Raw genomic sequence first — 23112 nt, 5'->3', positions numbered from 1 at the left:
GGGCCGCGTTTCATGTCTGCACCCACCCAGGAGGCCCCGTGCGCCAGCGCCGCGACAGCCCATCCGAGCTCCTCGACGGTGCGTTGGGGTTCCTGGCCGCCTTCGCGCTGGGCCTCACGCTCCTCATCGGCTGGAGCATCCTCACGGGCCGTCAGTCCCCCGGCCCCTCCCTCGTTCTTCTCGCGCTGGTCCTCGGGATCTGGGCGCTCTGGGGAGTGCGACGACGACTGGCCGCCAGGCAGGACGCCGCCCCAGATGAGGACGAGGCTCTGTGACTCCGTCCCCGGAGAGCCCCGTCGACATCCGTGAGGTGGCCCGCGCTGCCGGCGTCGCCACGTCCACGGTCTCTCGCGCGCTGCGCTCCAAGCCCGGTGTCTCGGACCGGACCCGCGAGCGCATCCGCCGCCTCGCAGACGAGCTGGGGTATACCCCCACCTCCTCGGCGTCGGGCCTGGCCAGCGGGCGGTCCCGGACCATCGGGGTCCTCGTCCCGACCGTGGACCGGTGGTTCTTCTCCACGGTCATGTCCGGCATGGACCTCGCCCTCGCCGAGGCGGGGTATGACCTCATGACGTTCAGCCTCGGTGGCCACGGCGCCAACCGCCAGGCTGTGTTCGACAGGGCCCTGCGGGGACGGAAGATCGACGGCCTCGTCGTCGCCGGGTTCCCCGTCACCGCCGAGGAGGAGGAGCGCCTGCGCCGGGCGGGCATTCCCGTCGTCGTCGTCGGCCACGGCATCGCGGGGGTGACGAGCATCGCGGTGGACGAGGCCGCCGTCCTCGAGACCGCGGTGGATCACCTCGCCGGTCTGGGGCACACCGAGATCGGGTTCGTGCACGGGGCCCTGGAGTTCGAGATGGCGTTCGAGGTGCCGACGATGCGCCTCGAGGGCTTCCGGGCCGCCATGGCCCGCCGCGGACTGCCTGTGCGCGAGGAGTGGCTCCCCCTGGCAGCGTTCACGGCGCGCTCGACCTTCGAGGCCGTGCAGGCGTGGCTCAACGGCCTCGAGAGGCGTCCGACCGCCATCGTGGCCTCGAGCGACGAGATGGGCTTCGGCGCCGCCGCCGCTCTCCGGGCGTGCGGGCTGAGGGTGCCCCAGGACGTCTCGGTGATCGGGATCGACGACCACGCCTTCTCCGAGCCGTTCGGGCTGACGACGGTCCGGCAGGACGCCGCCGAGCACGGGAGGCTCGCCGCCCTGCACGCCCTGTCTCGGATCGGCGCGCTGCCGGCCGGCGTGACGCCCTGCTCCGGGGGGCTGAGCCTGGCCGAGGCCGTCGCAGACGCCCAGCCCCACGAGCTCATCGTGCGCAGCAGCACGGCCGCGGTGTCGGCCTAGCCTCAGCGGCGGCCGCGGGAACGCCGAGAGGCCGGCAAGACCCTGTCTCGGGTCTTGCCGGCCTCTCGCGTAGCCCGTCCTCGCCGCGCGGGGCGAGGCCGGAGCGGCCTGGGCGCTACTGCGCCGCGATGGCCTCCTTGAGCACGCCGAGCGCGTCCCGCAGGAGCTCCTCGCCGATCACGAGCGGCGGCAGGAGGCGGATGACGTTTCCGTACGTTCCGCACGTGAGGATGAGGACGCCCTCCTGGAGGCAGGCGGCGGCGATCGCCTTGGCAGCCTCCGGGTTGGGCTCGCGGGTGCCCGGGCGGACGAGCTCGAGAGCGAGCATCGCGCCGCGTCCGCGCATCTCGCCGACGACGCCCTGGCCCACGAGGGGCTCGAGCACCTCGCGGGCGATCTCCTCGATCCGGCGGGCCCTGCCGCGGAGGTCCTGCTGGTCCATCGTCTCGATGGCCGCGAGGGCAGCCGCGCAGGCGACGGGGTTGCCGCCGTACGTGCCGCCGAGGCCGCCGCCGTGGACGGCGTCGAGCAGCTCAGCGCGCCCCGTGACCGCGGAGAGCGGCATGCCGCCGGCGATGCCCTTGGCCGTCGTGACGAGGTCCGGCACGACGCCCTCGTGGTCCACGGAGAACCACTCGCCAGTCCGGCAGAAGCCGGCCTGGACCTCGTCCGCGATGAAGACGACGCCGTTGGCCGTGGCCCACTCGGACAGCGCGGGCAGGAAGCCCTCGGCGGGAACGATGAACCCGCCCTCGCCCTGGATGGGCTCGATGAGGATCGCGGCGACCTGGTCCGCGCCGACCTGCTTCTCGATCATCGTGATGGCGCGCTTGGCGGCCTCGGCGCCCGTGATGTCCGGGTTCTCCTCGCGGAACGGGTAGCTCATGGGCACCCGGTAGACCTCGGGCGCGAACGGCCCGAACCCGTGCTTGTACGGCATCGCCTTGGCGGTCAGCGCCATCGTCAGGTTCGTGCGGCCGTGGTAGGCGTGGTCGAAGACGACGACGGCGTTGCGGCCCGTGGCCGCGCGGGCGATCTTGACCGCGTTCTCCACGGCCTCCGCACCGGAGTTGAAGAGGACCGTCTTCTTCGCGTGGTCGCCGGGGGTGAGCTCGTTGAGGCGCTCGGCGACCTTCACGTAGCCCTCGTACGGGGTGACCATGAAGCACGTGTGGGTGAAGTGCGCGGCTGCCTCGGCGACGGCCTTGGCCACGGCCGGGTCGGACGCGCCGACGCTGGTCACGGCGATGCCGGATCCCAGGTCGACGAACGAGTTGCCGTCGACGTCGACGACGACGCCGCCGTCCGCGTCAGCGGCGTAGACGGGAACGCTCGAGGCGACGCCCGCGGCGACCGCGGCGCTGCGGCGCTCGGCGATCTCGCGGGAGCGGGGCCCGGGGAACTCGCCGACGCGGCGAGTCTGCTCGAGCCGCGAGCCTGAGGCGGTGGTCTGAGTCATGGGAGAGTCCTTCCGATTCGGGTCGTTGCCTCCACTCTAGTGACCACGACCACGGCCCCGAAGTGCCCCCGCACAACGACCGGTATCCTGGGTGCGACAGACGCACACCGCGCCTCGCGGGCCCTCCCCCGCGGCGACGCGCGCACGCCCTAGCCAAGGAGAGCCCCCGTGCCCGTCACCCTCTCCGACCTCCTCGCCGAGGCGGACCTCGACCTCCGGCTCATCGTGCCTCCGTCCGCGAACGGGGGCTCCGCCGTCACCGTCTCCGCCGTCGCGCCGACCGAGCTCCCCGACCCGTCCCCTTACCTCGACGGCGGCGAGCTCGTCCTGACGACCGGCGTCCGCCTCCGCACGGAGCAGCAGCGCCGCGCCTTCGTCAAGGCCGTGGCGGCGTACGGCGCGGCGGCCCTCGGCGTCGGCGTCTCCTCCCCGGGCTCCCAGCTGCCCTGGTCCGCCATCCCCAAGGCCGTGGCGGAGGAGGCCCAGGCCCAGGGGCTGCCGCTCATCGAGGTCCCCGAGCCCACGCCGTTCGTGGCCGTGGGCCGATTCGTCTCCACCCGCACCGCTCAAGAGCACGCGGCCGGCGTCACCGGCCTCCTCGACGCGCACCGCCGGCTCGCCGCCGCCCTCCTCTCCGGCGGCCGGGAGCGGGGCCGCCAGGCGCTGCTGGCCGAGCTCTCGCGCCTCATCGACGGGGACGCGCGCATCCTGCGGTACGGCTCCCTCGAGGCGGAGGCGACGACGGGCGGGCGCGACGAGACCACCACCTGGACGGAGCAGTCCATCCCCACCGGGTTCAAGGACCGCGCCACGCTCGCCACCCGCCCTGGCCCCGCGGCCGCGCTCCACGCCCAGGCCGCCGCCGACTACGCCCGCAGCCTCCTCGGCGTGGAGCTCGCCAACGACAACCGGGCACTGCTCCGAGAGCGCGAGGCCGCGGGCCAGGTCCTGCGGGACATCATCGAGGGACGCATCCGCGGCGCGGAAGCCAAGGCCCGCCTCGAGTCCCTCGGGGTCGACGACGGGCCGCACCGGATCGTCGTCGTCCGCGTCCCGGCCCCTCAGCGCCGGTCCCTCGCGGCGCTCACTCTCGGCGGGCGCGGGAACCGGGGGCTGGAGGACCTCGGGATCGAGAGGACCGCGAGCATCGAGGACGCGCTCGTCATCGTGTCCCTCACAGCGGAGACCGCCGCGCTCCACGCCGCCCTGTCCCGCGCGGGGCTCGCCGCCAGCGTGGGCGTGAGCCGCCCGTACCGCCGCAGCGGGCTGACATGGGCATGGCACGAGGCCCGCGCCGCCGCCCGCGCCGCCCGGCCAGGAGAGACGGTCCACGCCCAGCGCCTCACGCTCACCTCCCTCCTCCTCGCGAGCGCCGACGCCCCGACAGCTGAGCTCGCCGAGCAGACGATCAGGCCGCTTGCGGCGGAGGGGCCCCACCTCGTGCAGACCCTGCGTGCCTACCTCAGGCTCGACGGCGCGGTGCAGGCCGTCGCGGCCGAGCTCGGCCTGCACCGCAACTCGGTCCGGCACCGGATGGAGCAGGTCCGCGAGCTCACGGGGCACGACCCGTCCCGGACCGATGGGCTGGCGCACCTCTACCTCGCGATGAGCGCGTGGGATCTCGCGCACCCCGCCGCGCGGCCGGATTCCGGACGGGAGCCCGCCGCGCCCACGGGCGAGATGGGATGATCAGCACATGACTCTCTCCCTGGCCGCCGACCTCTTGGGCGTGTACTTCTTCGCCGTCTCAGGCTCGCTCATGGCAGCCCGGCGGGAGTTCGACATCATCGGCTCCCTCTTCTTGGCCTCACTCGTGGGCCTGGGCGGGGGTGTCGTGCGGGACCTCATCATCAACGTGGGAGTGCCCAACTCCTTCGCGAACCCTGTCTACCTGGCACCGGTGGCCCTCGCGGCGCTCAGCGTGTACGCGGCCTCGACCCAGTTCCTGAGGCAGACCAACTGGCTCCTCGTGGCGGACGCGGCCGGCCTGGCCCTGTTCTGCATCAGCGGGACCTCTCGCGCGCTCCAGCATGGCCTGCACCCCATCTCGGCGGTGCTGCTCGGGGTCACGACGGCGGTGGGCGGCGGCGTGCTCCGGGACGTCGTGGCCAACGAGACACCCAGCCTGTTCAACCGGCACGACATCTACGCGATCCCCGCCCTCGTCGGCGCAGCCCTGACGGCCGCGCTCTGGGGACTCGGGGCCTACAACCTCGTCACGGGCTTCGTCGTCGCCGCCTCAGTCTTCGTCTTCCGCATCGCGGCCCACCGCGGCGGGTGGCAGGCACCACTCTCGGTTCACGCCCGCTCGGCGGCGGCCGCCGTCCGCGTCTCCTCGCGGCGCGCATAGTCCGGTCCTCGCCTGACCAGACCGCCGCGAGGGGCGCGGGGCGGAGTTGTCCACAACCGGGTCCCGAGCATGCGGCGGGCCGGTAGGGTGGGAGCGTGCCTGAATTATTCGCGGAGAAGTTCAAGTCCCTGGTTCCCACCTACCTCGACGAGCGCTGGACCCCCGCTGAGGGGATCGAGCCGGACCGCCTCGACGCGCTCCTGGCCGAAGCCCGCGTGAGCATCCCGCTCGCCCTGCGCGAGTTCTACCTGACCCTGGGCTCCTGCGAGGAGCTCATGGAGGCGTACCACTTCTTCTGGGACCCGGACGAGCTCGAGGTGGACGAGGACGGCTTCCTCATGTTCCTCGAGGACGAGAACGAGGAGTACACGTGGGGCATGCGCGCCTCGGACGTCGCCCTCCCGGACCCCATCGTCTACCGGCGCCACAATGCCCGCGGCCAGTGGATCAGCGAGGACGGCACCTTCACGGAGTTCGTCTTCGACCACTTCGAGTGGGTCTTCGACGAGGAGGACTGACGTGACGGCGGTGTCTGAGCCGGGCGGCCCGGCGTCGTCGTCACCTGAGCGCCTCAGCGCCGCCGCAGCCGTGGCCGCGCACCCCGACCTCTTCCCGTCCCACGCGCCGCATGGCTACGCGTGCCCGTACTGCGGGCTGCGGGACGGGGACACGAGCGATCCGCGGAACCTCTGCGAGCCTGGGGACCTCGTGTGGGCGGACGGGGAGGTCCTCGTCCTCATCGCCTCGCACGGGTTCGAGCCGCGGCCAGGGCACCCCATGGTGGTCCCCCGCGAGCACACCGAGTCCCTCTACCGGATGACGGACGCCCAGCTCGCCGCCGTCTCCCGCACGGTGCGGGACGTCGCCGTGGCCGTCAAGATCGCGTGGGGCTGCGAGGGCGTGACGATCCGCCAGAACAACGAGCCCCACGGCTCGCAGCACGTCTGGCACTACCATGACCACGTCATCCCCCGCTGGGCCGACGACGGCTGGGGCCGCGGGCCGATGCGCCGCCCGATCGTGCCGCCGCACCGCCGAGCGGAGCTGGCCCTCGAGCTGCGAGAGGCGCTCCTGCGGGTCCGCGGCGGCTGAGGTCTTGACAAGCGCCACCCATTGAGTTTATGTGTTATGAATAACACAATTCTCGGTGGAGGTGATTGCGCATGCCGGATTCAACGCGCTCTTCGGGCCCCGAGCAGGCCCCCTCCCACGTGCAGAGCGCTCGCTCATGAGCGGCACGGTCACGCCGGTGCTGTCGGCCCCGGGAGCCAAGGCTGTGGTCTGCCAGCGCGTTCTGGAGACGTTCTCGTCATCCTTCATCGTGACGGGCACGCTCATCTGGCTCACGACCGGCTATCTGCCGCGCACTGAGCTCGATCCCGCGACCGCCGCGGCCGCGTTCATGGCCGTCACCGGGCTCAGCATCTTCGTCCTCCTGAAACAAGCCGGGGCGGCGGCGGATCGCTTCCGGCCCTACGGCATCTTCCGGTGGGCCCAAGCGCAAAACCTCGTCACGACCCTCTGCCTTCTCGCCGTCGTCGTCACCGCGGACCCCTCGCGCCCGTTCCTGACTCTCGGTCTGCTCGCGCTCCTGGAGGTCTTCATCTCCGCGCGGGATACCACTCTCCAGGCGGCAACCCGCATCTTCGTCGCCAACGCCTTCAGCAAGGAGGATCAGACCCGCTACCTCACCCTTGAATTCCGCATCGTCCTGTTCGCCGCGTTCTCGGCCCCTGCGATCGCCGCCGTCCTCGCTTCGCGCTCCATCGTCGCGACACTCCTGTGCGTGTGCGCCATCCATGCGGCGGCCCTCGCTCTTCTCCAGTCCCCGTCTCACAAGGCCATCGACACGCACCGCGCAGGGCAGCGCCTCCCCCTGACATGGAAGAGCATGGCCAGCATGAGCGCCGACGCCACCGCCCAGCCATGGGTCGCCCTCGCCCGCAGAGTGACAACCCGCCTCAAGAAGCGGTCTGCCCAGGTCGTCGCCGGGCAGAGTCAGGCAGAGGGGGCGCGCCACGAGAGGAACGTGAGCTCCGGGGGAACCCGCCGCGGCGGCCTCCGGTCCCTCCGCTACGTACGGCACGGCTGGATCTTCATCCTTCTCATGGTGACGGAAGCGCTCGGGAACCGTTCACGAGAGGCGTTCGGCGTCTTCTTCACGACCGAGACGTTCGGCCGCCCCACAGCCGACTTCGGCCTCCTCCAGGTCGCAGGGCCAATCGGGCTCGTGGCGGGGTCACTGCTCGTGCCCCTGACGCGATCCCGCATCACGTGGAACGGATGGCCCGCGTTCTGCTATGTGGGGTTTGGCGCCAGCTTCGTCGTCAAGGGGCTTTCCCCCCTGTGGCCCGTGGCCCTGGCCGCCACGTGCGCGGAGGGCCTTTTCCTCGGCCTGATGTCGGGCATCTTCCAGGCGGCCCGGCTCCAGGCGAGCCCTCGCGCGCTGCACGGAAACATCAGCGCCGCCTTTGCCGGGGTCTTCCAGGCGGCCTCGACGGTCGGGCTCAGCATCTGGGCGGGCTACGCCTGGTGGGGCTCGCAGATGGGCCCAGCCTTCATGGCGGAGCACGGCTACAGGATCGCCTTTGTCATCGGCGGCTGCCTCATCGCGGCGGCGGGGCTCATGAGCCACCGCGTCTTCCGCGATGTGCCGTGGCAGACCCCGCGTGCCGCCGAGAAGGACGGCGCCAGCACAGGGTGAACTGACACGCGCCCGGCGGCCGGTCCGATCGCCGTGAACTGGTTGCCGCGCGGCTTAGACGTCCCGGTGGACCACCGCGTGCGCGAAGCTCGTCAGCGCGGCCTTGACCGTGCTCTCCGGGAGCGGGGCAAGGGCCGCCACGGCCTCGTCCGCCCACGAGCGGGCGATGGCCCAGGACTCCTCGGCCACAGGGTGGGCGGCGAGGGCCGCCACGGTGTCCGCGAGCGCCTCATCCGAGCTCAGGTCCCCGTCCACGAGGCCCAGCACCCGGCGGGTGTCGTCGTCGCCCGGATCCGCAGCCGCGCGCTCCCGCAAGAGGAGCACGGGAAGCGTGGGGACGCCCTCCCGGAGGTCCGTCCCGGGGCGCTTGCCGGCCTTCTCCTTGGCCCCGGTGACGTCAATGACGTCGTCCGCGAGCTGGAACGCGACGCCGACCTTCTCGCCGTAGCGGACCATGACGTCGATGTGCTCTTCGGGCGCGCCCGCGAGCATGGCGCCGAAGTGGCCCGCGGCCGCGACGAGCGAGCCCGTCTTGCCCTCCAGCACCGAGATGTAGTGGGCGCGGGGGTCCTCCCCGTCACGAGGGCCCTGCGTCTCCTGGAGCTGGCCCATGCACAGGCGCTCGAACGTCTCCGCCTGGATCTTGAGCGCGCGCCCCCCGAGATCGGACACCAGCGTGGACGCCCGCGCGAAGATGAGGTCGCCGGTCAGGATGGCGACCGAGTTGCCCCACAGCTCGTGGGCCGTGGGAGCGCCGCGGCGCATGGGAGCGGAATCCATGACGTCGTCGTGATAGAGGGTGGCCAGGTGGGTGAGCTCGACGACGACGGCCGCCGTGACGACCTCGTCCCGCGAGGGGTCCCCGAGGTGGCTCGCGAGCACCGCGAGGAGGGGACGGATGCGCTTGCCGCCGGCCTCGACCAAGTGCCGGGACGTCTGGTCCGCGAACGCATCGGTGTTGGCGACCGACTCGCGGAGCAGCTCCTCGATCCGCGCAAGCTGGGCGGTGACCTGGGGACCCATGGCGGGGTCCTCCGCAATGAGCCCGAAGCCTGCCGGCAGGGACATGCCGGCGCTCGTCCTATCAGTCACTGAAATCCACTCTCATCTATGCGTTGAACCGAACAGTCGCCATAGGACGGGCTCGGAACGGCCGAAGGCGGGGCGCAGAGGCGCCCGCGGGGCATGATCTACATATTAGTTGTGCGCGGGGTCATTCGCTCAATGAGCCGAATCGCACGGTCTTCGAGGCCCACCGCGTCCTTCGTCGTCAGGTTGGCCATGAGGCGAACGACGAACTTCATGAGCGGCGGCACCGGCATGCCCGTGGCGAGCGCGGCGCGCATGACGCGCGGCGAGCCGATGAGCTTGGCGAACACTGATCCGAGGGCGAAGTGCGAGCCCCAGTGCCAGCGCACGCACTCGGCGTACTCGGCAATGGCCCGGTCCGCTGCCGCCCGCGCCGCGCCCGGCTCGAGGCCGCGCGCCGCGTCCCGCCCGCGGACCACGAAGTCCGCGGCGAGGCGAGCCGACTCCATGGCGTACGAGATCCCCTCGCCGTTGAACGGAGACACCATGCCGCCTGCATCGCCGAGCAGGAGGAGGCCGGGGCTGACGTGAGGGGTCCGGTTGAACCCCATCGGCAGGGCCGCTCCGAGGATGCGCCCGCGCTGGTGCTCCGGGTCCAGGGTCCACTCTGCGGGCATGGCCGCCGTCCAGTCCTTGAGGACCTGCCGATAGTCCAGCCGCCCGAACTGGCGGGAGGAGTTGAGAATGCCGAGGCCCACGTTGACCGTGCCGTCTCCCACGCCGAAGATCCAGCCGTAGCCGGGCAGGGGGCGCCCCTCCTTGTCGGGGAGCTCGAGCCAGCCCTCCATCCACTCGTCGTGGGTGCGGGGGGACTCGAAGTAGGCCCGGTAGGCCACGCCGAGGGGGCGGTCGTCCCGCTTGGCCAGCCCCTTGGACACGGCGGTCCGCGTTGAATTGCCGTCCGCGGCGAGGACGAGGTCCGCGCGGAACTCGGCGGTCTCCCCGGTCTTCCGGCCGTTCTCGTCGAGGAGCGCGGCGGAGAGCCCGACGACGCGGCCGCCCTCCTCGATGACGCCCGTGACCTGGTGTCCCTCAAGGATCTGGGCCCCGGCAGCGCGAGCGTGCTCCGCGAGCTGCTCGTCGAAGCCGAGCCGGGTGCGGACGAGGCCGTAGTCGGGGAACTCCGGCGAGGCCCAGGGCAGCTCGAGTTCGCGCCCGGCCGCGATGAGCTTGAGGCCCTTGGTGCGCGTGTAGCCCTGCTCGGGCCCGTGGGGCAGCCCGATGAGCTGCATCTCCCGCACGGCCCGCGGCGTCAGCCCGTCCCCGCAGACCTTCTCCCGGGGGAAGCGCGTCTTCTCGAGAACGGTGACCTCGACCCCTGCCGTGGCGAGGTGCCACGCGGCCGTGGAACCCGCCGGCCCGGCGCCTGCGATGACGACGCGCATCAGTACGCGGCCCGGGCCGCCCGGCGCCGCAGACGCTCAGCCGGCGTCGGCGCGCCCGGTCCCGTCTGCGCTGGCTTGACGGCGCGGTGGAGGGCGACGATGCCTCCGGTCAGGTTGCGGTATTCGACGTCCTGGAAGCCCGCCTCCGCGAACTCCTGAGCGAGCTCCTCCTGGCCGGGCCACTCGCGGATCGTGTCCGCGAGGTAGACGTACGCGTCCGGGTTCGGCGAGACGGCGCGCGCCACGGCAGGCAGCGCCCGCATGAGGTATTCGATGTAGACGGTGCGGAAGAGGGGGTTGACCGGGCGGGAGAATTCGGCGACGACGACGCGGCCGCCCGGCTTGAGCACGCGGAGCATCTCGGCGAGTGCCCGGCTCGTGTCCTGCACGTTGCGCAGGCCGTAGGAGATGGTGACGACGTCGAAGGACTCGTCCTCGAACGGCAGGTCGAGCGCGTCCGCGTAGACGAACTCGATGTCCGGGCGCCGTTCCCGGCCTACCGCGAGCATGCCCTCGGAGATGTCGCCCGCGACGACCTCGATCCCGGCGTCGGCGTAGGGCTCGCTGGACGTGCCGGTGCCGGCGGCGAGATCCAGGACCCGCTCACCCGGGCGGGCGTCCACGGCGGCAACGGTCGCGCGCCGCCAGCCCCGCGTCTGCCCGAGGGCGAGGATGTCATTGAGCAGGTCGTACCGAGGCGCCACCTGGTCGAACATCGAGGCGACCTCGGCGGGGTTCTTGTCCATCCCCGCTGTGCGCGGAGAGGTGCGGTCAGGGCCCTGGGGAGTAGTCATCACTCCTCCATTCTTCCACTGTCAGCCGCCCGCCCGTTCCGCTCGGCGAGCGATAGACTGGACCGCATGGCCCCTCCCCTCTCTTCCCTGACCGTTCCCCTGTCTGCAGGGACCGCCGAAGAGCTGGGGCTCACCGCGGGAACGCTCGGTCCGCTGACCGCCGTGGCGGGCGCATTGGCGTGGATCCGGGAGGGACGCGGCTTCGTGGGCCTCGGCGAGACGGCCCGCTTCACGGCCACAGGTCCCGGACGTTTCGCCGACCTGCAGGCGCAGTTCCGCGCGGCCACGGGCGGCGCGGGCCAGGCCCCCGGCCTCGCCGGTTCGGGCGCCTTCGCGTTCGCCAAGATCACGTACTCCAAGCGCTCCCCCGTCGCCAGCGAGCTCATCGTCCCGCGGGTCGTCGTCGGCCACCCGGAAGCCTCCTTCTCGAGGACGCACGGCGAGAGCGTCCGCCCCTGGCTGACCATCCTCTCCACCGACCCGTCCGAGGAACTGACACCGGAGCTCGCGCACGCCGAGGCCGTCCGCCTCGCAGCCCTGCGGGAGCCGGACCGGGAGCGCTCCGCCGCGGACGCCGTGACGCCCGGGGCGCTCGGCGAGGACGAATGGGTGGCGGCCGTCGCCACCGGGGTGTCCACGATCAACCAGCGCGAGGTGACGAAGATCGTCATGGCCCGGGACGTCGTCGTGCGCACCGAGTCGCCGATCTCCCGGTCCGAGCTGACCCGCCGCCTCGCCCGGGCCTACGACTCCTGCTGGACGTACTCGGTCGACGGCCTCATCGGGGCGACGCCCGAGATGCTCATCCGCGTCATCGACGGCCACGTCCAGGCGCGCGTCCTCGCGGGAACGATCGACCGCCAGGCCCGGCCGGACGCGACGATCGACGACGCCCGCGCCGAGTTCCTCGGCTCGGCGAAGCAGGTTCACGAGCACCGCCTCGCCATCGAGTCACTCGTGTCCGAGCTCGCGCCCTTCGCGCCCGAGCTCGTCCACGACTCCGAGCCCTTCGTCCTCGAGCTCCCCAACGTCTGGCACCTCGCCTCGGACGTCTCCGTCAAGGTGGGCGACGACGGCCGGGCGCCGTCCGCCCTGGACCTCGCGGAGGCGGTCCACCCCACCGCGGCGGTGTGCGGGACGCCGCGGCTCGTCGCCTCCCTCATCATCCGGGAGCTCGAGCGCATGGACCGCGGGCACTACGCGGGGCCCGTCGGCTGGGTGGACGCGGCAGGCAACGGCGAGTTCGGCATCGCCCTCCGGGGCACCGTCCTCGACTCCCCCGTCTCTGCACGGGTCTTCGGCGGGTGCGGGATCGTCGCGGGGTCCGATCCCGAATCGGAGCTCCTCGAGTCCTGGGCCAAGATGCGGCCCGTTCTGGACGCCTTCGGCCTCGAGAGGCCCTCCACCCGAATCTGACGGGTACTCTGGAGGTTCCCCGGGGCCGCACCCGCAGCGCGCCCCTCCATGAGGCCGCCTGAACGGAGACCCCCATGATCTCGAAGCCGCTCGCCGCACGAGCCGCAGCCCTCGCCGTCCTGAGCGGGCTCGTCCTCACGGCCTGCCACTCCACCAACGTGGAAGCCACCCCGGAGAACCCCTACGCTCTCAAGGACTCGTCCAAGCTCACCGTCTGCGCGGACATGCCGTACGCGCCGTTCGAGTTCATGAACGCCCAGCGGGAGATCACCGGGTTCGACATGGAGCTCGCCGACGCGATCGCCGCGGACCTCAAGGTGGAGAAGGACGTCATCGTCACGCCCTTCGAGCAGATCCAGTCCGCGTCCGCGCTCAACGCCAACGACTGCGACGTGGCCATCAGCTCCATCTCCATGACCGACGCCCGGAAGACGAAGATGGCGTTCTCCACGCCGTACTACTCGGACAACCTGGGCCTCATGGTCCCCAAGTCCTCGCCCGTGAAGAACCTCGCCGAGGCCAAGAAGGTCAAGATCGGCGTGGTCGCCGGCACCACGGGCGCCGACTTCGCGGAGGAGAAGGGCGTGGACGCCACGATCTTCAAGGACACCGGCACGCTCATCCAGGGCCTCCAGAGCGGACAGGTCCACGGGGCCATCGGCAACCGGTCCGTCCTCGGGTACACCGCAGGCGAGGGCTCGCCCCTGCACTTCATCGAGGAGTACGAGACCGGCGAGACGCTCGGGATCGCCCTCAAGAAGGGCAACGAGCCTCTCCTCAAGGCCGTCAACGAGAGCCTCAAGCGCTACGAGTCCTCCGGGCGCCTCGCTGAGTCCAAGAAGCGCTGGTTCGGCGCAGGCTCCTGACCCCGCCTGGACACGGGTTCAGCCCGCCCGCCGGGCGCTGTAAAGTACAGTCCCACCCGCTCCACCCACCTCACAGGAGAAGCAGGAACACCTCATGGCCCTCTCAGCCCGCACCCGCGCGCGCTACTGGCGCTGGGCGCAGTACGCGCTCCTCGCCGCGATCGTCGTCGCCGTCGCCCTCGCGGCTGACTGGAAGCAGATCGGCGCCTCGTTCTTCAATGTCGAGGCCGCCAAGGTCCTCTTCCCGGACATCATCACGATCGCCCTGCGCAACACCATCATCTACACGGTGTGCGCGTTCATCGCCGGTTCCCTCCTGGGCCTGCTTCTGGCGCTCATGAAGATGAGCAGCGTCCCCGTGTGGCGGTGGATCGCGACGATCTACATCGAGTTCTTCCGCGGCGTCCCGGCCCTGCTGGTCTTCGCCGCCGTCGGCATTGGCATCCCCCTCGCCTTCGAGATCCGGTTCGACCTCATCGCCTCGGTGACCATCGCCCTCGGCCTCGTGTCCGCCGCGTACGTCGCGGAGACGCTGCGCGCCGGCCTCCAGGCCGTCCCCGCGGGCCAGATGGAGGCCGCGCGCTCGCTCGGCATGCCGTCCTGGCGCGCCATGACGAGCATCATCATCCCGCAGGCATTCAGGATCGTCCTGCCGCCGCTCATGAACGAGTTCGTCGTCCTGACGAAGGACACCTCCCTCGTCTACATCATCGGCATGAGCGCTAGCCAGTTCGAGCTGACGAAGATGGGCCAGGACGGGCTCCAGCTGCCCAACATGGGCCTGACGTCCCTCGTGCTCGCCGGCGCCCTCTACCTCGTCATCACGATCCCCCTCGGGTTCGTGGTGCGCCGCCTCGAAGCCAACGCCGCCAAGACGAAGCGCTAGGAGACTCGCGATGGATCAGACTCAGACACCCCGCGCTGCTGGCGTCAGCATCGTCGGCCTGCACAAGCACTACGGCCAGAACCACGTCCTCAAGGGCATTGACCTCACCGTCGAGCCCGGACAGGTCGTCTGCCTTATTGGCCCCTCCGGCTCTGGAAAGTCAACGCTCCTGCGGTGCGTCAACCTCCTCGAGACCCCCACCGAGGGCACCATCCACGTGGGCGGCTTCGAGGCGACGGACCCCGACGTCGATTTGGACGCGATGCGCCGCCGCGTGGGCATGGTGTTCCAGCACTTCAACCTCTTCCCGCATTTGAGCGTCCTCGAGAACTGCACGGTGTCCCCCATCAAGGTGCTCAAGCGCTCCAAGGCGGAGGCCGAGAAGACCGCCCGCGGCCACCTCGAGCGCGTCGGCCTCGGCGACCTCGCGGACCGCTACCCGGCGCAGCTCTCGGGCGGCCAGCAGCAGCGCGTCGCCATCGCCCGGGCGCTGTCCATGGAGCCCGAGCTCATGCTCTTCGACGAGCCGACGTCCGCCCTCGACCCGGAGACGGTGGGCGACGTCCTCGCGATCATGCGCCGCCTCGCCAACGACGGCATGACGATGCTCGTCGTGACCCACGAGATGGGCTTTGCCCGCGAGGTCGCGGACGAGGTCGTCTTCATGGACAAGGGCGTCGTCGTCGAGCGCGGGCCCTCCGCCGAGGTCATCGGCAACCCGCAGCACCAGCGCACGCAGGACTTCCTGGCTCGCGTGCTCAACCCGAACCACGTCGAGGTCTGACTCGAGCGGGGCCGCCGGTCAGTCCGGCGCACGGGCCCCCACACCGACCGGGGCGCGCTGCCCCACCGCGACACCCTGACCGGGGCCGTCCTAGGCGAGAGCCTCGAGGACGGCCCCGTTCATGTCTGCGGCGCGCTCCGCGTCCACCCTGACCTCCACGACGCTCACCCCGCGCGGCTGCCCGTCCAGGGCTTCGAAGAGCTCCTCCGCGTGCCGCACCTCGCGGTGCTCCACTCCGTACGCACGGCAGAGCGCAGCGATGTCCACCGTGTGCGGGGTCGCGAAGAAGCGCTCGACGACGGAGCCTGCGGCGGCGTTGTCCCGCCCCACGGCGCCGTGATCCAGGAGCCCGAAGATGCGTCCGCCACCGTCGTTGAGCACCACAATCTGCAGATCCGGCCGGGCCTCGCCGGGTGCGGACTGGAGCGCCCCGGCGTCGTGCAGGAAGGTCACGTCCCCCACGAGGACGCGCGAGGGGATGCCGGAGCCGAGCGCGATGCCGAGGGCCGTGGAGACCGTGCCGTCGATGCCGGCGAGACCCCGGTTGGCGTACACGTCGATGGGGTGCCAGCCCGGCGAGGCCACGAGGTCCACGTCCCGGATGGGGTTCGAGGCGCCCAGGACGAGGTTCCCGTCCGAGGCCTCCCACACCGCGTCCGCGACATGCAGGCCGGACACGTGCTCCTCCTCCGAGGCGAGGAGGCCGTGGATGGCGGCCTCGGCGTCCGCCCCGGCCTCCTGCCAGGCGGCGAGCCAGCCCTCGGGGGCGGGCCCGGCGGCGCGCTCGAGCTCGGCGAGGTCGGTGACGAGGCGGTCTGTGCGGCGCCTCTGCTCGAACCAGGCCGGCGGCTGCGGCGCGTAGAGGAGGCGCTCGACATCCGTGCGGGCCATGAGGCGCGCGAGCGGCCGGGAGAGGGTGGGGCGGCCGAAGACGACGACGCGCTCGACCCGCTCCGCGAACTCGCCGAGGACGAGGCGGGGCGCCTGAATGGCGGACGGGCCGAAGCGCGCATTGGAGCTCGGCTCGGCGAGCAGCGGCAGGCCCAGGCGGGCGGCGAAGAACGCGGCCTGCTCCCCCGCGCCGTGCCCCGCGAGGACCGCGGTGTTGCGGGGCTCCGCGGAGACCGCGAGTTCCGGGCCTGCGACGTCCGTGGCAGTCTCCCCCGCGTTCTGCCCCTCGCCTGCGGCGCGAGCGGGGACCTGGGCCTGAGCCCGGCGGCCGGCCTCCGGCCCCCCTTGGTCTGAACTGGTGTCCTCCACGACGACGGCGTCCAGGACCCCGTCCGGGTGGGCCTCCGCCGTGCGCCGGAGCCGCTCCGCGAGCGCCGGACTGAGGTCAGACCCGTCCGCGGCCCAGCCCGGGGCCGGGGCGAGCGGGTCCCGGAAGGACACGTTGAGCTGGACCGGTCCGGCAGGATCGGTGGCCGTGCCGGCCGCGGCCGCGAGCGCCGCCCGGACGGCCTCGGCGACAACATGAGCGTCCTCGGGCTCGGCCTCGAGCTCGATGCTCGCCCGCGCATGGAGCGGGTAGAGGCCCGCCTGGCGCGTGGTCTGGTTGGCGCCGGTGCCGCGCAGCTCCTCGGGGCGGTCCGCCGAGAGGACGAGGAGGCGCACGCCCGCGTGGGCGGCCTCCATGACGGCGGGCAGGAGCTCGCCGACGGCGGTGCCCGACGTCGTCATGACAGGGACCGGGCGGTGAGTGGCGAGGCTCAGGCCGAGGGCCGTGAAGCCGGCCACCCGCTCGTCCGCGCGGACGTGGACGCGGATGAGGCCGCGGGCCTCGAGCTCAGCGAGGGCGTAGGCGAACGGGGCGCTGCGGGAGCCCGCGGCGAGAACGGCGTCGCGCACGCCGCCGTCAATGAGGTCGAGGAGGAGGGTCCGGGCCGTGTCGAGTGCGTTCAAGGCTGCCACGCGTCCAGCCTATCCCCGGCACCCGGCGGCGGCACGAGGCCCCCGAGCGCGAGACTAACCTGGGCTGGACTCGGCGCCGTCAAGGCAGGGACTTGTCACGGCAATCACGAACGTTGTAGTAATAGAGCGTGCTCAAGACGATCGTCCGCCTGTCAGTCTTCCTGCTCGTCGGCTTCGCGCTTCTCGTTTCGGATGCCTACGTCAAGAGCCGGGATTCCCATCTCCCGCTCGGCGCCCAGCACGTCCTCGGCGTCTCGGTCAAGAAGTCACCGCTTTCACGCGAGGAAATCCTCGCCGGTCTCAACGTACCGGTGGCCGAGGGCCAGTGGATCGCCAAGTCCGTCCCGGACCCGCAGGACTTCATGCACGGGCGCTCGCTGTACCGGCTGACCGGTTCAGGCCCGGCCGACGGGCCCATCCCGTGGTACGACCGCACCTTCCACGGCGACGTTCACCCTGTTACGCAATTGGGGACGGCCAACCTGGATGGCACCTATCTCGCCAGGCTGGACGAGGCGCAGTTAGCCGACCTCACCTCCTGGATGAGAGACAACGGAATCACCGTCTCCGTTCAAACGCCCTCGACGCCGCTCCTCGTTTTCGGCACTATTCTCGACAATGGCTACGGATCAGCCCTCGCTGCGGCTTTTCTCGTCATGATTCTCTGCGCCGTCAGCTGGTCCATGCACCGCTCGGCCTCCCGTGCCTTCCGAATGGCTGGAGGCATGCCGCCCTCTCGAATCCTTCGTGAAGACTTTCAGGTGTTCGCGCGCCTCGCCGCCGTCCCGGCACTCGCGGGAATGGCCATCGCTGCGCTTCTCGTCGGGCTGCTGCGGGGACAAGGCGCCTTGGCCTCCTTCGCCGCACCTGCGGCGGTCACGCTGTGCGGGGTCGCTGTCGCCACGGCTGCGTCCCTCTTGCTCGTCGGGGCCCTGACGCGGCCGAGCCTGGCCATCATCGCCTCCCGTCGCCCTCCCGTGAGCGGTCACGCGGCCGTCGGAGGGCTCGTCAAGGCCGCCTCCGTCCTGCTCGTGGCGCTCACCCTGCCCAGCACAGCCACGTCCATCGCCACGGCCGCGGGGATGTCCGCCCAGAACGCCCAATGGCGGGTCATGGGCGAGAGCGTGAGCCTCCGAGTCGCTTTCGAATCTGAGGAATTGTTCCAGGAGATCATGGGGGATGTCGCAGCGTTCACCGGCGAGCAGGACAAGGCGGGCAAGGCCCTCCTGTCCACGTCCGTGCCGCCCACCGTCACCGACGAAGGCGGCCTCGGCCAGCACGACGGCGTCTTCATCGTCAACCGCGCCTACCTCAACAGGGTCTCCCGGGAGACTGGCGCCCGCTTCATTCCCGCCAGCCCGGACACCCTCGGACCTCAGAGCTCGAAGGACCTCGCCAACTCTCTGGCACTGTGGGTCCGCGGCACGAGCCGGGGCGCCAGCGGCATCAGCTACCTGACCGTGGACCCCGCCGTGCCCCGCCCCGTCGCTGCGGTCAGCGGGACAGGGAACGCCACGCTCGTCACCGCACAGCGGCCGCTCCTGCTCACCGTGGACTCGATTCCCGACGTCTTCAACCCGAGCTTCATCGGCTCGATCATCTCCCAGTCCGGGCTGGTCTTCATGGACGCCCAGTCCGCCCTGACAGGAATCGAGAAGCACGGGCTCCAGCCGTACGTGCTCTCCGTGGACCGCGTCGCGGACCAGGGGCTCGAGCGCAGCCAGAGCGAGGCGTACAAGGCCGCCAACCGAGCGTTCGCCCTCGCCCTGATCCTCCTCGCTCTCATCGCGGGGACCGTCCTCTCGGCGCGCGTTCACTGCCTCCTGGACCGGGACCGGCTCTTCCCCCGGCGCATCGGCGGTGCCGCCTGGACCGCTGTACTCCGGCAGCGCTTCGTCACCGAGGCGCTCGTGGGCATCCTCTGCGCCGGCCTCGCCTTCGCCGTCCATGCGGCACTCGACACCCCGTTCGCGTGGGCGGCCCTGCTGGCCGTGCTCGTGTTCGCGGCCGTCACCGTGCCGGCCCACCTCGCCGCCGCCCAGTCCGTCTTCCGCCACACCCTCGCACGAAAGGCCTGACCATGGCCCAGCCCCTCATCGAGTCCTCGGCCCTGACCATGCAGCAGGGCGGCCGAACCACCCTCACCGCCCCGCCGCTCGCCTTCCCCTCCGGGCGCATCCACGGGCTCATCGGGGCCAGCGGCTCCGGCAAGACGACGCTCCTCAATTGCCTCGGCCTCCTCCTCAAGCCCACACAGGGCACCGTGAGCGTGGACGGCAAGGACACCTCCGGGTGGAGGGAGGCCCGGAAACTCCAGTTCTGGCGGGACCGAGCCGCGTTCGTCTTCCAGGACTACGGCCTCGTCCCGGACTGGACGGTTCTCCAGAACGTCTTCCTCTCCGACAAGAAGAAGGCCCCCACCGCCGCCCTCGCCGAGAAACTCGCGGAGACCCTGCGCCTCGTGGGACTGGAGGGGCGCCAGGACGCGCTCGTCAGCACCCTGAGCGGCGGCGAGAAGCAGCGCGTGAGCATCGCCCGCGCCCCCATCAAGGATGCGGCGTACCTCTTCGCGGACGAGCCCACCGCGAGCCTGGACCCCGAGAACCGCGCCACGGTCATCCGCCTCCTCCGGACGGCGGCAGAGCGCGGCGCCAGCGTCGTCGTCGCCACCCATGACGAGGAGATGATCTCCGCCTGCGACGAGACGACCCGCCTCCACACGCCCCCTCAGCCGTAGGCGCACGCAGAACGGCCCCGGTCTCCCCCGCCTGAATGCGGGGTAGACCGGGGCCGTTTCGGCTGCCTGACCGAGGTCAGGCCGTCAGGGGTTTAGCCCCAGCGGCGCACCGGGAGCGCCTGGATGACGGCCGGGCGCGGAACCGTGTTGCCCTCGTACGGGAAGGCCGAGTGCTGGTCTGCCCAGGTCCCGTCCTCGCCCGGGTGCTGAACGGCGACGACGGCGTAGCCGTCCCGCGCGTTGATGAACGGGCCGCAGGTCTCGGCCTCGCGGGGAACGGCGAGGAACTGCGTGGTCTTGCCGCGCTCCGGGCCCGTGAGCTGGACGCGGAAGAGGCCGTCCGCGTAGCCGATGCCGTCGGGGGCGCCGTCCGTGGAGATCCACAGGTTGCCCATCTCGTCGAACGCCACGTTGTCCGGGCAGGAGATCGGCGAGACCTTGTCCACAGGGAACCCGGAGAAGTAGGTGACGTCGCCCTGACGCGGGTCGCCGGCCACGAGGAGAAGGTTCCAGTCGAACTTCGTGTTCGTCTGGTCGCCCCCGCGCTCGGTGATCTCGACGACGTGGCCGTCGCGGTTCTTGACGCGCGGGTTGACCTCATCGGCCGTCTCGCGCTTGGAGTTGTTCGTGCACGCCACGTAGACCTTGCCCGTATGCAGGCTCGGCTCGACGTCCTCGCAGCGGTCCATCTTCGTGGGGCCCACGAGGTCCGCGGCGAGGCGCGTGAACACGGCGACCTGCTCCACGGTCATGCCCGGCACCATGGACTTGCCATCCTTGATGAGCGGGAGCCACTCGCCCGTGCCGTCGAACTTGCCGTCGCTCGGGGTCTTGCCCGTGCCATCGATCTCAGACTCCGGGGAGTTGCCGCTGAACTTGGCCACGTAGAGGTCGCCTTCGTCGAGGAGCGTCATGTTGTGCGCGCGGTCCCACGAGCGGTACGTGTTCTTCGAGACGAACTTGTAGAGGTAGTCGAAGCGCTCGTCGTCGCCCGAGTAGGCCACAACCTTGCCGTTCTGCGCGATGATGACGTTGGCGCCCTCGTGCTTGAAGCGGCCCAGGGCGGTGCGCTTCTTCGGCGTGGACGTGGGATTGAACGGGTCCACCTCGACGACGTAGCCGAAGCGGTGGCTCTCGTTCTCGTAGCCGGCATTCTTTGCGGAGAAGCGCGGGTCGTCAAGCTCCCACCCGTGTGTGGTCTCCTTGTCCGTAATGCCGTAGCGCTTCTCCTCGGCGCTCTTGCCCTTGCCGACGAAGTAGCCGTGGAAGTTCTCCTCGCCCGAGAGCACGGTGCCCCACGGCGTCACGCCGCCGGAGCAGTTCGCGAACGTGCCCTTGACCCAGCGGCCCTCGGGGTCCGCCTTGGTCTTGACAAGGTCGCTGCCCGCCGCGGGGCCGGTGAGCTCAAACGTCGTGTCGAGGAGGAAACGACGGTTGAGGGCCCCGCCCTTGATATAGCGCCAAGGCGAGTACACCGTCTCTCTCACCAGCTCGACGACGGTGAGCCCGTGGGCGTTCTGCGAGATGGCGCGGGCCTCGGCCTTGTCCATGCTCGGCGGGACCATGATCTCGGGGTTCGTGTACTCGTGGTTGACGAACATGACGCCGCGGAGCCCGTTGGCGAAGTTCGGGTGGAGCATGATCGTCGTGTAGTCGTTGTTGTACCCGAACTGGCGGGACTGGGCCGTGGCGCACTGGTTGTTCGGATCGAACTCGGGCGCATCAGCGAACAGCGGGTCACCCCAGCGGATGATCGGCGTCCACGTGAAGTTCGCCGGCACCGTGACCTGGTCACGGTCCGCCGGAACCGGCGCGATGGGCTGGAAGCCCACGAACCCGTCCTCCGTGAACGGGATGACGGTGGCGGTGGGAGCAGCGGGCTGTGCCGGGGCGACGGGCCCGGCGGCGGCGGCCGACGCCTCGGACGCCGCGTTCAGCGTGACCGTGGCGGCGAAGGCCGCGGCGGCGCCGGCGCCGAGGGCGGTGCGGCGGCTCACCTCGTTGGAGACGATGTCACGGAAGTAGGAGTTCTTCGACGTGTTGCAGACCTCGCCTGCGCAGGCGTTGTCGCACTTGAGCGCACACGTGACCGGCGAGCGCTTGCCGCGCGTGTGTCCGAGCATCGGAAGAAGACGGTCGATAGCCATGGTGTTCACCTCGGGAGAGAGCTTTGCCGCCGTGAGACCGGGCGGCCGTTCCCTCACCCTCCCCGACGAAGTGGGCCGCACCATGACCCGCTCACAAACGCCAGGTAAACCCCGCTATACGTCCCGGAGTATGACCTCGAAGGCCGCGCGCAGCCTCTCCTCCCAGGCCCTGTACCGGTCCACCGAGACGGCCAGGGCGTCCGCCCGCTCCGGGTCCACCTCAACCGGGCGGACGGGGAGCCTCAGGCCCCCTCCCTCCCCGGCCTCGACCCGCAGCGGCTCCCGGGCGACGTCGTCCTCAGCCAAGGAGAGCGTCCCGAGACCGCACGCGAACTCGAGGGACGGGAGAGCGGCGGCGAGCCCCACCCCGGACGTCAGCCCCACGGACGTCTCCAACGCGCTGGAGACGACGGCGGGCAGACCCGAGTCAGCGATGACCCGCAGGGCCCGACGGGCGCCGCCGAGCGGTGCATACTTGACCACGAGGAGGTCCGCGGCGTCCTCCCGGGCCACGCGGAGCGGGTCGCTGGCCTTGCGGATCGACTCGTCCGCCGCGATCCTCACCGGGGTGCCGCGGCGGGCCAGCTCCTCTCGCACGGCCCGCAGGCCCGCGACGGTCGCCACGGGCTGCTCCGCGTACTCGAGGCCGAACGGGGCGAGGCGCTCCAAGGCGTCCACCGCCGCCGAGACGTCCTCCGGCGCGGCGGACTCGGATGCGGCTGCACCGGGCACCGCGGGGCTGTCCCCCGCCAGGCGCGCGGGGTCCCCCCACCCCATGTTCGCGTCCACGCGCAGGGTGGCCCGGGGAACGGCGGCCCGCACGGCCGCCAGGCGAGCGACGTCGTCCTCAGCACCCTGGCCCGCCTCCGCGACCTTGACCTTGACCGTCAGCCCAGCGCCGTCCCCGCCGAGAGCCCGCTCCCCGTAGCGGAGCAGCACGGACTCCACCCGGTCCGGGGTCACGGCCGGCACCGTCGCGTTGACTGGCACCCAGGCGCGGCGCGGCGCAGGGAGCCCGGTGAACGCCGCCTCGACGGCGCCCCGAAGCCAGGACGCCGCCTCCCCGGGACCGTACTCAAGGAACGGGGACCACTCCGCCCAGCCGTGCGGGCCGCGAATGAGTGCGGCCTCCCGCTCCGTCACACCGCGGAAGCGGACAGCCAGGGGAATGCGGACCACGCGCAGGTTCTCGCGGACCTCGTCCCAGGACGGCAGGGCCGTGTCAGACTCGGTGTTCATCCCTCC

Annotated in this window: 20 protein-coding genes; 13 read left to right on the top strand and 7 right to left on the bottom strand. The window is 71.3% G+C overall.

The window, feature by feature from the left end; translation table 11 throughout:
• Positions 1 to 38 precede the first annotated feature (38 nt).
• Together J2S35_RS07015 and J2S35_RS07010 are read left to right on the top strand one after the other, a co-directional pair.
• Positions 39 to 275 (top strand): hypothetical protein, encoded by a 237-nt coding sequence (locus J2S35_RS07015; protein ID WP_309851462.1) that lies wholly within the window; start codon positions 39 to 41, stop codon positions 273 to 275.
• Positions 272 to 1339 (top strand): LacI family DNA-binding transcriptional regulator, encoded by a 1068-nt coding sequence (locus tag J2S35_RS07010; RefSeq protein ID WP_309851459.1) that lies wholly within the window; start codon positions 272 to 274, stop codon positions 1337 to 1339. Before J2S35_RS07015 ends, J2S35_RS07010 begins: the two co-directional genes overlap by 4 nt.
• Positions 1340 to 1454: 115 nt before the next feature.
• Here J2S35_RS07010 and gabT read toward each other — a convergent pair whose 3' ends face one another.
• Positions 1455 to 2798 (bottom strand): 4-aminobutyrate--2-oxoglutarate transaminase, encoded by a 1344-nt coding sequence (gene gabT, locus J2S35_RS07005; RefSeq protein WP_309851456.1) that lies wholly within the window; start codon positions 2796 to 2798, stop codon positions 1455 to 1457.
• 168 nt (positions 2799 to 2966) lie between these two features.
• Between gabT and J2S35_RS07000 the strand changes: the two genes are divergently transcribed.
• The 5 genes from J2S35_RS07000 (at position 2967) to J2S35_RS06980 (ending at position 7852) form a co-directional block, all read left to right on the top strand.
• Complete coding sequence (locus J2S35_RS07000; RefSeq protein WP_309851453.1) at positions 2967 to 4487, top strand: helix-turn-helix domain-containing protein; 1521 nt, start codon at positions 2967 to 2969, stop codon at positions 4485 to 4487.
• Positions 4488 to 4494: 7 nt separating this feature from the next.
• Entirely contained in the window at positions 4495 to 5148 is a 654-nt protein-coding gene (locus J2S35_RS06995; protein WP_309851450.1) for a trimeric intracellular cation channel family protein, read from the top strand.
• Positions 5149 to 5243: 95 nt separating this feature from the next.
• Positions 5244 to 5666 (top strand): hypothetical protein, encoded by a 423-nt coding sequence (locus J2S35_RS06990; protein ID WP_309851448.1) that lies wholly within the window; start codon positions 5244 to 5246, stop codon positions 5664 to 5666.
• 1 nt (position 5667) lies between these two features.
• A complete protein-coding gene (locus tag J2S35_RS06985; RefSeq protein WP_309851444.1) occupies positions 5668 to 6240 on the top strand; it encodes an HIT family protein in 573 nt (190 codons plus the stop codon).
• 136 nt (positions 6241 to 6376) lie between these two features.
• On the top strand, positions 6377 to 7852 hold the full coding sequence (locus tag J2S35_RS06980) for an MFS transporter (protein WP_309851441.1): 1476 nt from the start codon (positions 6377 to 6379) through the stop codon (positions 7850 to 7852).
• Positions 7853 to 7906: 54 nt separating this feature from the next.
• Here J2S35_RS06980 and J2S35_RS06975 read toward each other — a convergent pair whose 3' ends face one another.
• From J2S35_RS06975 to J2S35_RS06965, 3 genes are all read right to left on the bottom strand, one after another.
• Positions 7907 to 8920: a polyprenyl synthetase family protein gene (locus tag J2S35_RS06975; RefSeq protein ID WP_309851438.1), complete on the bottom strand. Its 1014-nt coding sequence runs from the start codon at positions 8918 to 8920 to the stop codon at positions 7907 to 7909.
• Between the two features lie 122 nt (positions 8921 to 9042).
• Complete coding sequence (locus J2S35_RS06970; RefSeq protein WP_309851436.1) at positions 9043 to 10326, bottom strand: geranylgeranyl reductase family protein; 1284 nt, start codon at positions 10324 to 10326, stop codon at positions 9043 to 9045.
• Entirely contained in the window at positions 10326 to 11120 is a 795-nt protein-coding gene (locus J2S35_RS06965; RefSeq protein WP_309851433.1) for a demethylmenaquinone methyltransferase, read from the bottom strand. The genes J2S35_RS06970 and J2S35_RS06965 overlap by 1 nt, the downstream gene beginning before the upstream one ends.
• 66 nt (positions 11121 to 11186) lie before the next feature.
• Between J2S35_RS06965 and J2S35_RS06960 the strand changes: the two genes are divergently transcribed.
• From J2S35_RS06960 to J2S35_RS06945, 4 genes are all read left to right on the top strand, one after another.
• Positions 11187 to 12536 (top strand): isochorismate synthase, encoded by a 1350-nt coding sequence (locus J2S35_RS06960; RefSeq protein WP_309851430.1) that lies wholly within the window; start codon positions 11187 to 11189, stop codon positions 12534 to 12536.
• 74 nt (positions 12537 to 12610) lie between these two features.
• Positions 12611 to 13402, top strand: a complete 792-nt coding sequence (locus J2S35_RS06955; RefSeq protein ID WP_309851427.1) for an ABC transporter substrate-binding protein — start codon at positions 12611 to 12613, stop codon at positions 13400 to 13402.
• A gap of 94 nt (positions 13403 to 13496) precedes the next feature.
• Positions 13497 to 14288, top strand: coding sequence for an amino acid ABC transporter permease (locus J2S35_RS06950; RefSeq protein WP_309851425.1), 792 nt, complete (start codon positions 13497 to 13499; stop codon positions 14286 to 14288).
• Between the two features lie 10 nt (positions 14289 to 14298).
• Positions 14299 to 15072: an amino acid ABC transporter ATP-binding protein gene (locus J2S35_RS06945; RefSeq protein WP_309851422.1), complete on the top strand. Its 774-nt coding sequence runs from the start codon at positions 14299 to 14301 to the stop codon at positions 15070 to 15072.
• A gap of 90 nt (positions 15073 to 15162) precedes the next feature.
• On the opposite strand, the gene menD is transcribed toward J2S35_RS06945, so the two are convergent.
• On the bottom strand, positions 15163 to 16983 hold the full coding sequence (gene menD, locus J2S35_RS06940; protein WP_309851419.1) for a 2-succinyl-5-enolpyruvyl-6-hydroxy-3-cyclohexene-1-carboxylic-acid synthase: 1821 nt from the start codon (positions 16981 to 16983) through the stop codon (positions 15163 to 15165).
• Positions 16984 to 17111: 128 nt separating this feature from the next.
• Here menD and J2S35_RS06935 point away from each other — a divergent pair, with 128 nt between their 5' ends.
• Both J2S35_RS06935 and J2S35_RS06930 read left to right on the top strand, forming a co-directional pair.
• On the top strand, positions 17112 to 19061 hold the full coding sequence (locus tag J2S35_RS06935) for a hypothetical protein (RefSeq protein ID WP_309851416.1): 1950 nt from the start codon (positions 17112 to 17114) through the stop codon (positions 19059 to 19061).
• Positions 19062 to 19063: 2 nt separating this feature from the next.
• Positions 19064 to 19720: an ATP-binding cassette domain-containing protein gene (locus J2S35_RS06930; RefSeq protein WP_309851413.1), complete on the top strand. Its 657-nt coding sequence runs from the start codon at positions 19064 to 19066 to the stop codon at positions 19718 to 19720.
• A gap of 92 nt (positions 19721 to 19812) precedes the next feature.
• Here the strand turns inward: J2S35_RS06930 and J2S35_RS06925 are convergent, their stop codons facing one another.
• Both J2S35_RS06925 and J2S35_RS06920 read right to left on the bottom strand, forming a co-directional pair.
• Positions 19813 to 21867, bottom strand: a complete 2055-nt coding sequence (locus J2S35_RS06925; RefSeq protein ID WP_309851411.1) for a PhoX family protein — start codon at positions 21865 to 21867, stop codon at positions 19813 to 19815.
• Between the two features lie 114 nt (positions 21868 to 21981).
• On the bottom strand, positions 21982 to 23106 hold the full coding sequence (locus J2S35_RS06920; RefSeq protein ID WP_309851409.1) for an enolase C-terminal domain-like protein: 1125 nt from the start codon (positions 23104 to 23106) through the stop codon (positions 21982 to 21984).
• Positions 23107 to 23112: the final 6 nt, after the last annotated feature.

It is taken from the genome of Falsarthrobacter nasiphocae, assembly GCF_031456275.1.
Taxonomy (GTDB): domain Bacteria; phylum Actinomycetota; class Actinomycetes; order Actinomycetales; family Micrococcaceae; genus Falsarthrobacter; species Falsarthrobacter nasiphocae.
The sequence above is the reverse complement of the archived record's forward strand: the minus strand, read 5'-3'. Positions and strand labels throughout refer to the sequence as shown.

Bases quoted from the DNA above. Each gene is read 5' to 3' on its own strand.
- gabT (WP_309851456.1), bottom strand. From the start codon at position 2,798: ATGACTCAGACCACCGCCTCAGGCTCGCGGCTCGAGCAGACTCGCCGC.
- J2S35_RS06995 (WP_309851450.1), top strand. From the start codon at position 4,495: ATGACTCTCTCCCTGGCCGCCGACCTCTTGGGCGTGTACTTCTTCGCC.
- J2S35_RS06980 (WP_309851441.1), top strand. From the start codon at position 6,377: ATGAGCGGCACGGTCACGCCGGTGCTGTCGGCCCCGGGAGCCAAGGCT.
- J2S35_RS06975 (WP_309851438.1), bottom strand. From the start codon at position 8,920: ATGTCCCTGCCGGCAGGCTTCGGGCTCATTGCGGAGGACCCCGCCATG.
- J2S35_RS06970 (WP_309851436.1), bottom strand. From the start codon at position 10,326: ATGCGCGTCGTCATCGCAGGCGCCGGGCCGGCGGGTTCCACGGCCGCG.
- J2S35_RS06965 (WP_309851433.1), bottom strand. From the start codon at position 11,120: ATGACTACTCCCCAGGGCCCTGACCGCACCTCTCCGCGCACAGCGGGG.
- J2S35_RS06960 (WP_309851430.1), top strand. From the start codon at position 11,187: ATGGCCCCTCCCCTCTCTTCCCTGACCGTTCCCCTGTCTGCAGGGACC.
- J2S35_RS06955 (WP_309851427.1), top strand. From the start codon at position 12,611: ATGATCTCGAAGCCGCTCGCCGCACGAGCCGCAGCCCTCGCCGTCCTG.
- J2S35_RS06950 (WP_309851425.1), top strand. From the start codon at position 13,497: ATGGCCCTCTCAGCCCGCACCCGCGCGCGCTACTGGCGCTGGGCGCAG.
- J2S35_RS06945 (WP_309851422.1), top strand. From the start codon at position 14,299: ATGGATCAGACTCAGACACCCCGCGCTGCTGGCGTCAGCATCGTCGGC.
- J2S35_RS06930 (WP_309851413.1), top strand. From the start codon at position 19,064: ATGGCCCAGCCCCTCATCGAGTCCTCGGCCCTGACCATGCAGCAGGGC.
- J2S35_RS06925 (WP_309851411.1), bottom strand. From the start codon at position 21,867: ATGGCTATCGACCGTCTTCTTCCGATGCTCGGACACACGCGCGGCAAG.
- J2S35_RS06920 (WP_309851409.1), bottom strand. From the start codon at position 23,106: ATGAACACCGAGTCTGACACGGCCCTGCCGTCCTGGGACGAGGTCCGC.